Raw genomic sequence first — 12,328 nt, 5'->3', positions numbered from 1 at the left:
CATGTCGGGCGCGAGCGTTGCTTTCGTGCAGGCGTTCTAAGGAGACAAAAGAGGTTATGTCCGAGACTGCATTATTCGGTAACTACGCAAGATCGAACCTGTCGTTTGATCATGGGGAAGGTGTCTGGCTTGTCGCGAAAGACGGCCGACGATTCCTCGATTGCGGTTCCGGTATTGCCGTCAATTCCGTAGGGCATAGCCATCCGCACCTCGTATCCGCGTTGCAAGAGCAGGCTGCCAAACTCTGGCACGTATCCAACTTGCATCAGATACCCGAAGGTGAGCGCCTTGCGCAGCGCCTTTGCGATGCTTCCTTTGCCGACAAGGTGCTTTTTGTGAATTCCGGCGCCGAAGCGATGGAAGCTGCCATCAAGTGCGCGCGCAGGTACCACTTCGACAAAGGTCAGCCGGAGCGCTTTCACATCGTAACCTTCGAGGGCGCGTTCCATGGTCGGACCCTTGGGACCATCGCTGCGGGTGGCCAGGCCAAGTATCTGGAAGGATTTGGCCCGAAGGCACCGGGTTTCGATCAGGTGCCTGCGAACGATCTGGATGCGCTCAAGGCTGTCCTTGGACCTCAGACGGCAGCGATCGCGCTTGAACCCGTCCAGGGTGAAGGCGGTATTCGGGAAATCCCGACGGACTTCCTGCGCACTGTGCGTCAGCTGTGTGATGACCACGGTATCTTGGTGATCCTGGACGAAATCCAGACCGGCGTCGGCCGCACGGGCAAGTTTTTTGCGCATGAGTGGAGCGGCATTGAGCCGGACATCATGGCCGTTGCCAAAGGCATTGGCGGCGGGTTTCCGATGGGGGCCTGTCTCGCAACCGCGGACTGCGCAGAAGCGCTGGCACCTGGAACGCACGGAACGACTTTCGGTGGCAACCCTCTTGCGATGTCGGTCGGCAATGCTGTGCTGGATGTCGTGCTTGGTGACGGCTTTCTGGAGGACGTTCAACAGAAGGGGCTCCATCTCAAGCAAAAGCTTGCAGGCCTCGTGGACAGTCATCCCAAAGTGCTGGACCAGGTGCGAGGCAACGGTCTGATGTTGGGCATACGGTGTGTTGTGCCTGTCGGTGAATATGTGGGTGCCGCGCGTGATGCTGGCTTGCTGGCAGTGCCCGCGGGCGACAACGTCGTGCGCATCATGCCGCCGCTCACAATTAGCGAAGAGGAAATCTCAGTTGCCGTAGAGCGCCTTGAAGAGGCTGCGCAGGCGATTGAAGCGAAACTGGTGGAAGGAGCGGCAGAATGACCGCGAACGGAAGCTACCGGAATTTTCTGGATCTGACCCAATTTGACGGCGACGAGTTGCGCGCCATTCTCGACACCGGTCGCAAGATCAAGTCCAGCCGCAATGGCGTACGTCGTGGCGAAGGCCCGCTTGCGGGCAAGGTGCTGGCCATGATCTTCGAACAACCTTCGACACGCACGCGCATTTCCTTTGATGTCGGCATGCGAGAGCTGGGCGGCGAAACCCTGATGCTGACCGGTGCTGAAATGCAGTTGGGCCGGGGAGAGACCATTGCAGATACGGCCAAGGTCCTGTCTCGTTTCGTGGATGCCATCATGATCCGTATCCTCGACCATCATGAACTCAATGAACTGGCCGAAAACGCAACTGTTCCGGTTATCAACGGTCTGACCAAAGTGTCGCATCCGTGCCAGATCATGGCAGATGTCATGACGTTTGAAGAACATCGCGGATCAATCAAGGGCAAGAGTGTTGCCTGGACAGGTGACAACAACAATGTTCTGGCGTCGTGGGTTCACGCAGCACCGCGGCTCGACTTTGAACTGCGCATTGCAACACCAGCCGAATTGGCACCGCCGCAAGACCTAATCGATGCGGCCCGTGCCAAGGGTGGTTCCATTCTCGTGACAACAGACCCATATGAGGCGGTCAAGGGGACCGACTGTGTCGTGACCGACTGCTGGGTGTCTATGGGCGATGATGATGCGGAATCGCGTCACAATCTGCTCAGCGCCTATCAAGTGAACAACCGTCTGATGTCGGAAGCGAACAGCGACGCTTTGTTCATGCACTGCCTGCCGGCTCACCGCGGCGAGGAAGTGACGTCGGAAGTGATGGATGGTCCCAACTCTGTGGTGTTTGACGAAGCCGAAAACCGACTCCATGCCCAGAAGGGTATTCTGGCCTGGTGTTTCGGCGCAAGTTAAGGCAATTCCATCGTGGCATTGAATCTTGATGAACTGGGCATCACGCCCGCAGGGCTGGATGCTGTCCGGCCCTTTGCTGTTGAAACTCTGGATGTCAGGGGCCGTGCCGTTGCGCTCGGTCCTGTGCTGCAGACCATCCTGGGACGGCATGACTATCCTGAACCGGTCTCTCGCCTCCTGGCCGAGGCCATCGTCCTGACATGCTTACTGGGGACGTCGCTGAAGTTCGACGGGCGGTTCACCCTGCAAACACAGACGCAGGGTCCGGTTTCCATGCTGGTGGTCGATTTTGCATCTCCGGATGCTATTCGCGCCTGTGCGACCTATGACGCCGAAAGGGTCGAGGCGCTCATGGAAGCTGGAAAGGCGACGCCGGAAGCCTTGCTTGGCCACGGACACCTGGCCATGACAATCGATCAGGGTCAGCATATGCAGCGCTACCAGGGTCTCGTGGAGCTGGACGGTGTTTCGCTGGAAGAAGTTGCGCGGCGGTATTTCGAACGGTCCGAGCAGATCCCGACCGAAGTCCGCCTGGCCGTAGGTGAACTTTTCACGAGACAGGAGGGCGAAGGCCCCAACCGGACCTGGACTGCAGGTGGCGTGGTGGTGCAATTTCTTCCTGAATCCCCTGAGCGGATGCGCCAGGCGGATCTGGATCCGGGCGATGCACCCGAAGGCACTGAAATTCACGAAGTTGAAGAAGACGACGCCTGGGTCGAAGCCAAGCTGCTGGTCGAAACAGTCAAGGATGTCGAACTGACGGATCCTGAAGTCAGCGTCGAGATGCTGCTGTTCCGATTGTTCCACGAACGCGGCGTACGCCTCTTCGAGCCGCAGCCTTTGTTGGATAAATGCCGCTGCTCGCGCGAAAAGATCGAAGGCGTGCTGGCTGGCTTCAGCGCTGAAGAAATCGAACAGATGACAATTGATGGAAAGATCGTCGTCACCTGTGAGTTCTGCAGCACCAAATACGAGTTTGACGACTGATCGAATGCATGAACGGGCGCAACTCTCAGTGCGCCCGTTGCCCTTTCGGATGCACGAACCTCGCTCCCAGCAACATTCTGTTACACTTTTCAACGTGCCAAACGTCAGGTCCGCGCTTATGTGAGACTTGAATTTTGCATCGCGAAGGAAATCTATCCTTCGAACCGGCGAAGCAAAGCTTAGCCTTAGAAGCGTCTTGACCTCCGGGTGCACAGAATATGCTGCAGTCTATTAAATCCGATTCCGCCAATACGCAGGTCTCTGAAGTTCTGCCACCTGAGGACAGGGGGCAAGACCAGCGGCCCGGGCGGATCGCGATTGTGCTCAAAGCCCTTCTTCAGGCTGCGCTCGCATTTGCCATTCTGTTCGGTGCGGTAACAGGGATGAACTCGCTTGTCGCAACCAAGCCTGATGTTCCCAAGAGGCCTGTCCAGGAAAAAAGTTACGCTGTAACCACGGTTGAGGCTGTCCGCGGCGACCATGCCCCGATGATCAACGTCTTCGGTGAGACAATGGCAGGACGCGAAGTTGATTTGAGGACGCTGGTTGCCGGTGAGGTGGTCGAGGTTCATCCGAACCTGAAAGCGGGGGGGCATGTTTCGCAAGGAGAAGTGCTGGTCGCAATTGATCGCTTCGACTACGAAGGCGCGGTGACCGAGGCGGAAGCCAACCTGGCTGAAGCGCAGGCCGCTCTTGTGGAAAGCGAAGGTCGGGTGCGGCTGGAAAAGGCAAATGTTGTCCGGGTCACGGAGCAACTGGATTTTGCCGCGCGTGACCTGGAACGGGCACAGGAGCTATTGGGACGAGGGGCCGTGACCGAGCGGACTCTCGATGAGCGAAAGCTTCTTGTCTCCCAGCGGCAGCAGTCGCTGGAACAGACCGAAAACTCTCTTGCGTTGGAAGAGGCCAAGGTGGTTCAGCAAAAGGCTGCGATCAAACGGCTGGAGTGGCGCATGGAGAATGCAGAGAGGCAGCTGAGCAACACGATCCTGAGGGCGCCGTTCGACGCGATTGTGCGTTCGGAAGAAGCTGAACTCGGTCGGCTTGTCAGCGTTAACGATGCAGTTGTTTCGCTCTATAGCAGCGACGAATTCGAAGTGCGGTTCACATTGTCGGACAACCAGTATGGCCGACTGCTTGCGGAAAGTGGCACGGTTGTCGGGCGGCCTGTGGACGTGACCTGGTATCTGGGCAACGTTCCTGTCAGCTATCGGGCCGTTGTGACACGTATCGGTGCCGACGTTGCCAGCACAAGAGGTGGTGTCGATTTGATCGCCTCTATCGAGAGTGAAGGCGTGGATGTGCCACTTCGCCCAGGTGCATTTGTAGAGGTTTCCGTGCCTGATCAAACTTATGCCGACAGCTTCCGGATCCCCGAAACAGCCTACTATGGCGAAGGAACCGTCTACGTTGTCAAGGATGACAGGCTTGAACGGCGTGAGGTGATGGCGCTTGCCATTGATGACGGCTTCATCCTGGCAAAAGGAGATCTTGAACCGGGCGAAACATTGCTCGTGACACGTATCCCCGAAGCAGGAGAAGGCCTCCTCGTTCAGGACGTTGCATCCGGTGGTGAGGCCGCTGGCCCGCAAAATGTCAGTCAGACGGACACTGCTTCCGGCGAAAATCGGTAGGAGGGCGACTGATGGTTTTTGAAGGAAAGTCCCGCGGTCTTCTTGAGGTCGTCGTTCGTCATCCGAATGCGGCCAATCTCATCATGGCCGTCATGGTGCTCTTCGGCGCATATGGGCTTGCAAAGCTCAACACCCAGTTTTTCCCCACAGTCAAAACTGAAATGATCACCGTTTCGGTCACTTGGCCCGGCGCAAGCGCTGAGGATGTTACGTCGAATATTCTGGAAGTTGTCGAGCCGGAATTGCGGTTTTTGGACAGTCTCGATGAAATCGTTTCTTACGGACGCGAAAGCAGCGCGACGATCAGAATGGAGTTCTTGGAAGGTGCCGACATGCAGGTGGCGCTATCCGATGTCGAACAGGCCATTTCGAACATTACAACATTGCCGATAGATTCAGAAACACCTGTCATATCCTCCAATACCTTTACCGATGGCGTTGCGACGATCGCGTTGCGGGGTCCTTTCTCCGAGGATGCGCTGAAGGTGTTTGCCAGGCAGATCCGGGACGATCTTCTTGAGCGCGGGATCGACAAGGTGGAACTGAACGGCTACCGATCGCCGGAATATCTCGTTGAGGTGCCAGAACGGGAATTGCGCCGGCTTGACCTGACCATTTCCGATGTCGCCAGCCAGATTTCCGGAAACACAATCGATCTCCCGGCGGGCAGTCTTGACGGTGCTGTGGAGCGTCAGATCCGCGCTTTGTCTGAGCAACGCTCGCCTGAGGCCGTTGGCCGAATTGACGTAAAGTCCTTCGCAACGGGCGAAAAAACGCTGGTCAAAGACATTGCGGATGTCAGCCGCGACTTTGACACGGGAGAGAACCAGGGGTTTTCGAACGGAATTCGCGCAATAGAACTGGAGATCCTTCGGGCGGAAAACACTGACACCTTGAAGGCAGCGCAGATCGTTGACGACTATCTGGCCGAAATCAGCCCGCAATTGCCGCAATCTCTCGAATTGTTGAAATACGATGTCCGAGCAGATGCGGTCAAAGGACGAATAACACTTCTTGTCGAAAACGGTCTGACCGGCCTGGTGCTCGTTGTTGGGATCCTGTTTCTGTTCCTGAATTCCAGGATTGCCTTCTGGGTCGCCGCCGGCATACCCGTTGCGATGATGGCGACCTTGGGGATCATGTGGCTGATGAACGAGAGCATCAACATGATTTCCATGTTCGCGCTCATCATGATGTTGGGCGTGATTGTTGATGACGCGATTGTCGTTGGCGAGCACACCGCAACGCGGCAGGCCATGGGCGACACACCCGAAGACGCGGCCATCATCGGGGCGTCGACCATGCTTGCCCCGATCTTCGCCGCCAGCGCCACAACAATCGCCGCTTTTCTGCCGATCCTTCTGATCAGTGATGTGCTTGGGCAGATCATGGGGACCTTACCCGTCGTGGTCGTCGCGGTGGTCCTTGCCTCGGTAATCGAGTGTTTTCTTATTCTGCCCGGGCACCTCTCCCACGCACTCGGAAGTCGTCCGGGTTGGAGCTGGTGGCGTGTGGCCATTTTTGCTGCTGCACCGGCGTTCTTCCTGACAGGTTTGGTAACACAGCCGGATCTTTCCGTGCCGCCTTTCCTGGATGTGATTGATGATCCATTGCGCGCTCTGAAAGATGCTGTCGGGATATTCGCCTTCGAAGTCATTCTGATTGCCAGCTGTTTCTTTCTCGCTGTCGCGATTGAAACATTGCTGGCTGCCTTGCGGCGCGGCAAACGGCGTGATCAGGGTGCAGAAAGACCAAGCTTGTTCCGGCGCGGGTTTGATGGCGGGTTCAACTGGATCCGCGATTACCCATTCAGGGCACTGGTGTCTGCAGCCGTGCACTGGCGGTACGTCACATTTGCAATTGCGATTGCTGCCTTGATACTTGCCGTCGGTCTGGTGCGTGGCGGGCGTGTTGGCTTCACTTTCTTTCCCTCTCCTGAGGCTGAAAACCTCACAGCGTCCGTGTTCTTCCATGCCGGCATACCTGAAGAGCAGGCAATCGAAGGTATCTTGACCATCGAAAAGGCCCTCAAAGACGCTGAAGCAAATCTGACCGAGGGAACGGATCAGTCCCTGGTCAAGGCAACATATGTCACGCTCGGGTCCGCCGGAAACAATCGCGGCGACAATATTGCAAGCATTTCGGTTCAGTTGACGCTTTCGGAAGAAAGGACTGTGAGAACACCGGAAATCGTGCGTGCCTGGCGAGCGGCGCTTCCCGCCATTCCTGGCACCTCGCGGATCGCCATCGCAGAAAGGCGGGGCGGCCCCCCGGGACGGGATCTGGACATCCGTCTCACCGGGGCACCGCTTCAGGATCTGAAGGCAGCTGCTCAGGAACTGCAGCAGGAACTGTCAGCTTTTCCGGGTACCAGTGGCGTAGAAGACGATCTGCCCTATGGCAAACCCGAGCTTCTGGTTGAGCTGACCCCCCGTGGCCGCACACTCGGATTTACGGTCGAAAGCGCAGCGCGGCAAATCCGCAATGCGTTTGAAGGAAATATTGCCAGACGCTTTGCGGAAGGGGATGAGGAAGTTGCCGTCCGAGTGAAACAGGTGTTCGACCAGAATGGGACGGCGGCGCTTCGTCAACTGTCGCTGAAGACGCCAGCGGGCGAGTTCGTGCCCTTGACTGAAGTGGTCAATCTGACAGATGCGCAAGGCTTTTCCGTAATCCTGAGGAGGGATGGCAAGACGGTTGTCACGGTTGTTGCGGATGTCGACAGCACGATCACTTCCAACAATGAGATCATCGCCGAACTCAACAAGGCATTTCTGCCGGAACTCGCACAAAAATACGGTCTGGAATACTCCTTTGCAGGACGTGCCGAGGAACAGTCGAATGCCTTCTCGGATCTCCTGACCGGGATAATGATGGCAGTTGCAGGTATTTACATCATTCTGGCGGCGATCTTTGCCAGTTACTCCAGACCACTTGTGGTTATGTCGATCATCCCGTTTGGCATCGTCGGGGCGATTGTTGGCCACTATCTGATGGGCTTCAATCTCACAATCCTGAGCATGATCGGGCTGCTGGGGCTTGCCGGTATTCTGGTCAACAACTCGATTATTCTCGTCGCCCGGTTCGAAGAGCGCAGGAAGCAGGGAGAGGAGCTCTATTCGGCCGCTGTCGGATCAAGCTGTGATCGGTTGAGAGCGGTTCTTCTGACATCCATGACCACCATCGGTGGTCTGCTGCCACTGATGTTCGAAACCAGTCTTCAGGCCCAGTTCCTGCTGCCTATGGCAATTACCATTGTGTTCGGGCTGGCAACGGCAACCGCGCTTGTGTTGGTTCTCGTGCCTGCGCTGATCAAGATCGGAGATGACCTTGCCGGGTTGGTTCTGATGCGTCGTGGCCGTGCACAATTACCGGCCCCGACTTCGGGTGGGCGCGGGATCACTCCTGCTGAGTGATCAAAGGCGATGGGCGAAGTCTGCCGTTGCCTTGGCCGCTGCTGCGATGTTCCCATCAAGCGTTGCCGGGGATCTGCCGCGTGGGCCGAAATCGTGGTTTCCGTCCTCCAGATAGGAGATGAACACATGATCCGGTAGCTTGATCTCGTCCAGTTCGGCTCTATTGCCAAAGGGGTCCCGCTCTCCCTGTAGGATCAGAACCGGTCGTTTTGCGTCTTCGATTGGTGCCATTCGCCAGTCTGCGTCCGGTTTTCCCGTCGGATGGAACGGGTATCCGTAACAGCAGATCCCTTTCACCCGACCGGGCAGAGACCCGCCGCCGCCGAGCATCGCAGCGACCCGTCCGCCCATGGATTTGCCTCCAATCAGCAAAGGGCCTTCGGTTTCCGTCAAGATCGTCTGCAGCGCAGTCTGGAATTCACTGATCAGTTTGTCCGCGCGAGGTGGCGGACGTTTTGAACCGCCGGTCCGCCGTCCGGCCATGTAGGAAAATTCGAACCGGGCAACAGCCACGCCTTGGGGAACCAGCGCTGTGGCGAGCTTTTCCATGAAGGTTGAATCCATCGGTGCCCCGGCGCCGTGAGCAAGCAACAGGCTGGTGTGGGCAGGCGTGTCGGGGCGGGTCCAGAGGAAGGCGCTCATGATGATGTGATCTGTCGCAGGGGTATTTGATGTAAAAGGCGGTAGTATCTGGCGTATAGAGCCTGGGATGCCTTTGCAAGGCGCATGATCCATTCCGCAACGACGAGGCGCAATGTTTGAACAGCTGGATATCAATCAGGTTCGTATGGCCTGTTTTGCCGGCATTTTCCTGCTTATGGCTCTGCTCGAGGCGGGGTTGCCGCGGCGGCAGCTGAAAAGCAGCAGGCTGAAGCGCTGGCCAACCAACTGGGGCATCATATTTCTGGATGCCCTGCTGGTGCGCCTCATATTCCCGATTGGCGGCGTGGGGCTTGCTCTTCTGGCGCAGGAACAGGGTTGGGGACTTTTTAGCCTCTTGGGTTGGGGCGGTCTGGTTGCCGGCCTGTTGACATTTCTTGTGCTTGATTTTGCCGTTTGGGGCCAGCACGTCGTTTCGCACAAGGTGCCGATTTTTTGGCGAATCCACCGGATGCACCACGCTGACAGCGAAGTCGATGCTACCACGGCACTGCGTTTTCACCCGATTGAGATCCTTTTGTCCTTTGTCTGGAAAGGCCTGGTGATCGTCGCTCTTGGCGGACCTTGGGAAGCCGTGTTGGTCTTCGAGATCGTGCTGAATGCTTCAGCTGTCTTCAGTCATGCCAATTTTCGCATCCCCTCAAGACTGGACAATATCCTGCGCTTTGTCATCGTCACACCGGACATGCACCGCATCCATCATTCGGTTCTGCGCCGGGAAACCGATTCCAACTACGGCTTCTACCTATCCATCTGGGACAGGCTCTTCGGCACTTATGTTGAAGAACCGGAAAAAGGCCACGACGGCATGGAAATTGGCCTGGGTCCTGCGCTGACACCACGCGCGCACTCCTTTCCCTTCAGTCTCGCAATTCCTTTTCTGGCAAATGGCGATGCCAAGCCGGAGACGAAAAGCGCATCGGAAGAAAAGGCGGACCGTCAGTAAAAACTCTGCGGGAAGTACCGCAGGTAAAGCTCACGGAAGATACCTTTTTGATGCAGCTGACGGAGCGCATAAGTCAGCGCGGCAGCGCGCTCCGGGTCGTCCGAGCGAGTGGCGATTGCCAATCCTTCATCGAAATAGCCTGGCTCCAACCAGGGACCGCCTGCAAAGGCGCAGCAACCATCGGCGGCCTGGCTCGGTAACCAGAATGAAAGGCTGAGCCCATCGCCGAAATGTGCATCTGCTGCGCCAGATATGACTGCATCCCGTGCGGCTGTTTCCGTCTCCAGGCTGACAATCTCGGCTATCGGCCAGAACCTGTTGGCAAAGGCTTCATAGCGTGTGCCTGCCTCGACGCTGATTTTAACGCCGTTCAGCTTCTGCTCGTCAAATGTCGCCACCTTGTTGGCAGCAACGATGAACCGGGCGGGCAGTTTCATATAGTCTTCGGTGAAATTCAGGCGCCGTGTGCTCGCCAGATTGCGCGACAGGCCGGAAATGATGGCATCGCCTTCATCCTCATCCAAAGCGGGCAAAAGGACGTCGAAGTCCTTGATACGCAGTGCGCAGGAACTGCCCAGCTCCTGGCAGAGCGCGCGTGCCAAATCGACGTTGAAACCTGTCAGGCGACCTTGCGGGTCGCGAAAGACGAAAGGTGGATATCCATCCGTTGCAAGAAACTGGATCTTGTCCGGGATCGAACCGGGACGATCATGCACCGCTTTCGGATCCCAGAAATTCGGCACCCGGATTGCCTCGTCCTGAGCACTTGCGGATTGGACCATGATCGCAAGAAGGCACAGGCATGCACCCAGAAAACCAATGGAAGTTTGTTGTCCTATCCTCACGCGGAATTCCCGATGCCTCGCTTGATACAGCGCAGTGGCTGCCTTGCTGCCAAATCAATTGTGGGCGCAGAGTATCGTGTTCAGGGTCAGCTTGTCAGCACGCAATGTCATTTCATGGCCGGACATTAAGTCCAGTCGACTATGATCCCTCAAGCAGCTTCCGTCTCATGAGGATTTTCGACAATCGGCCAGATCGGCCGTTCCAGTCTTGTGTAGGCATTGTTCCTGGGGTCACTCGGATAGGGGCCATCGACGGCACAATATAAAATATCCGTAGCAATGGTTTCGAAAGCGCTGTGAAAATGGTTCGTGGATTTCACAACGAGCGTTTTTTGAGCGGTGACGTCGATGCCGAGATTGGTAAAGAGATCCGGCGAAAAAGTCTGTGCCCGGTTCGAATTCAAAACCACAACAATGCCATTGATATCGATCACCGCGCAGTCTCCAAGGGGTACAACGGACTGACCAAAGCTTTGCACAGCGTTGCGCTGTGTCTTGAGCACACTGACGTTGCCATCGACCGGGTCGCCGGCATCCGAGGCGGTTTTCCCGCCGAACCTGAGGTCAAGGCACGCGCCTTCTCCTGCTGCATGACACAGACGGACAGCCATAGGGTCCCAGATCGTACCGAACGCAATGTCCGTCAGTCCCAGATCGAGTGCCCGGCGCAGCAATATGGTTGAATCACCTGCAACACCGCCGCCGGGATTGTCCCAGACATCGGCAATGACAACGGGTCCTTGTGGATGTGCTGTTGCCTTTGCCAGGGCAGCACTGGGCGACAGAAATTCCGGCCGCGTCGTTCCACGAAAGGAAAACAGTTCCAATCCGAGTTTTTCTGCGAGCTGGTCTCCTGCTTGTTTCTCGTTGTTTGTGGTCACAAGGATCTTGGCACCGAGATCGGGAGAGTCTCCTGCCATGAAACCATGGATCACGGACAACGACAGAGCTGCTCCGGACTGTTCATGACGGACCATCTTGTCAATGAAGCCGCGCATGGGAGCACGGCTTGTCGGCAGTATTTCGATCATGCGCACATCGAACACAGACAGGACCGGTTCAATTTCGCCGCGTGCGGCCCGCAGTGTGAGCTCCACACATGCTTCGCCTGTTTCAGCAAAATCCGTATGCGGGAACTCCTTGAAAACCGTAATGATATCGGTGTTCTGGATGCGTTTGTCACTGAGGTGACTGTGTGGATCAAACGTCACGCCAATTTTGGCGGCAGGTCCGGCAATCTGGCGAGCCGCAGCGATCAGGTCGCCTTCGCAGTCGACACAACTATCGGCGATCATTGCGCCATGAAGTCCGAGAACGATGGCATCAAGCGGCAGGGCGGCGTGAAGTTGCCCCAGAATTTCATCGCGCAGATGTGTCCAGGTTGACGTGTTGACCAGCCCGCCGGGTTCCGCCCAGGTCGCTGTGCCTTCGATCAGCGTGATTTCACCGGCACGTGCGCGTTTGCGAAGCGCTGGAAAGACCCCGCTGCACAGGGTTGGGGTCTCGGGATGTTTCCCAGGCGGGGCATAAAAGCTTTCTTTAAAGTCGGCGAGATCCGTTCGGAGCGGAGAAAAAGTATTGGTTTCAGTCGCGATGGAAGCACAGAAGACGCGCATTGAAGTGTCCTGTCCAATGAGAGGCGTTTCTTGTTGTTGTTG

General features: G+C 56.8%; 9 protein-coding genes. 6 read left to right on the top strand and 3 right to left on the bottom strand.

Annotated features, from left to right (window positions below):
* Window positions 1-56 precede the first annotated feature (56 nt).
* From FIV00_RS22970 to FIV00_RS22950, 5 genes are all read left to right on the top strand, one after another.
* Window positions 57-1,256 carry an aspartate aminotransferase family protein gene (locus tag FIV00_RS22970; RefSeq protein WP_152502939.1) on the top strand — a complete coding sequence of 400 codons (1,200 nt, stop codon included), beginning with the start codon at window positions 57-59 and terminating at the stop codon, window positions 1,254-1,256.
* The gene (gene argF, locus FIV00_RS22965) at window positions 1,253-2,182 is read left to right on the top strand and encodes an ornithine carbamoyltransferase (protein ID WP_152502938.1); all 930 of its coding nucleotides are present in this window, start codon (window positions 1,253-1,255) and stop codon (window positions 2,180-2,182) included. The genes FIV00_RS22970 and argF overlap by 4 nt, the downstream gene beginning before the upstream one ends.
* A gap of 12 nt (window positions 2,183-2,194) precedes the next feature.
* Entirely contained in the window at window positions 2,195-3,169 is a 975-nt protein-coding gene (locus tag FIV00_RS22960; RefSeq protein ID WP_152502937.1) for an Hsp33 family molecular chaperone, read from the top strand.
* A 218-nt stretch (window positions 3,170-3,387) separates the two neighbouring features.
* The gene (locus FIV00_RS22955; RefSeq protein ID WP_152502936.1) at window positions 3,388-4,803 is read left to right on the top strand and encodes an efflux RND transporter periplasmic adaptor subunit; all 1,416 of its coding nucleotides are present in this window, start codon (window positions 3,388-3,390) and stop codon (window positions 4,801-4,803) included.
* An 11-nt stretch (window positions 4,804-4,814) separates the two neighbouring features.
* The gene (locus tag FIV00_RS22950) at window positions 4,815-8,219 is read left to right on the top strand and encodes an efflux RND transporter permease subunit (RefSeq protein WP_152502935.1); all 3,405 of its coding nucleotides are present in this window, start codon (window positions 4,815-4,817) and stop codon (window positions 8,217-8,219) included.
* Here FIV00_RS22950 and FIV00_RS22945 read toward each other — a convergent pair whose 3' ends face one another.
* Window positions 8,220-8,861: an alpha/beta family hydrolase gene (locus FIV00_RS22945; RefSeq protein ID WP_152502934.1), complete on the bottom strand. Its 642-nt coding sequence runs from the start codon at window positions 8,859-8,861 to the stop codon at window positions 8,220-8,222.
* A gap of 112 nt (window positions 8,862-8,973) precedes the next feature.
* On the opposite strand from FIV00_RS22945, the gene FIV00_RS22940 reads away from it, so the two are divergent.
* The gene (locus FIV00_RS22940) at window positions 8,974-9,825 is read left to right on the top strand and encodes a sterol desaturase family protein (RefSeq protein ID WP_152502933.1); all 852 of its coding nucleotides are present in this window, start codon (window positions 8,974-8,976) and stop codon (window positions 9,823-9,825) included.
* Here the strand turns inward: FIV00_RS22940 and FIV00_RS22935 are convergent.
* Window positions 9,819-10,670: a transporter substrate-binding domain-containing protein gene (locus FIV00_RS22935; protein ID WP_209006669.1), complete on the bottom strand. Its 852-nt coding sequence runs from the start codon at window positions 10,668-10,670 to the stop codon at window positions 9,819-9,821. The two genes, FIV00_RS22940 and FIV00_RS22935, sit on opposite strands and share 7 nt — an antisense overlap.
* Before the next feature lie 149 nt (window positions 10,671-10,819).
* A complete protein-coding gene (locus FIV00_RS22930; protein ID WP_152502932.1) occupies window positions 10,820-12,286 on the bottom strand; it encodes a M81 family metallopeptidase in 1,467 nt (488 codons plus the stop codon).
* Window positions 12,287-12,328: the final 42 nt, after the last annotated feature.

This window comes from Labrenzia sp. THAF82, from assembly GCF_009363435.1.
GTDB classification, from domain to species: Bacteria; Pseudomonadota; Alphaproteobacteria; order Rhizobiales; family Stappiaceae; genus Roseibium; species Roseibium porphyridii.
The sequence above is the reverse complement of the archived record's forward strand: the minus strand, read 5'-3'. Positions and strand labels throughout refer to the sequence as shown.

What these genes read in the sequence shown, in the direction of transcription:
- FIV00_RS22970 (WP_152502939.1), top strand. Translation starts at nt 57, where the DNA reads ATGTCCGAGACTGCATTATTCGGTAACTACGCAAGATCGAACCTGTCG.
- argF (WP_152502938.1), top strand. Translation starts at nt 1,253, where the DNA reads ATGACCGCGAACGGAAGCTACCGGAATTTTCTGGATCTGACCCAATTT.
- FIV00_RS22955 (WP_152502936.1), top strand. Translation starts at nt 3,388, where the DNA reads ATGCTGCAGTCTATTAAATCCGATTCCGCCAATACGCAGGTCTCTGAA.
- FIV00_RS22950 (WP_152502935.1), top strand. Translation starts at nt 4,815, where the DNA reads ATGGTTTTTGAAGGAAAGTCCCGCGGTCTTCTTGAGGTCGTCGTTCGT.
- FIV00_RS22945 (WP_152502934.1), bottom strand. Translation starts at nt 8,861, where the DNA reads ATGAGCGCCTTCCTCTGGACCCGCCCCGACACGCCTGCCCACACCAGC.
- FIV00_RS22940 (WP_152502933.1), top strand. Translation starts at nt 8,974, where the DNA reads ATGTTTGAACAGCTGGATATCAATCAGGTTCGTATGGCCTGTTTTGCC.
- FIV00_RS22930 (WP_152502932.1), bottom strand. Translation starts at nt 12,286, where the DNA reads ATGCGCGTCTTCTGTGCTTCCATCGCGACTGAAACCAATACTTTTTCT.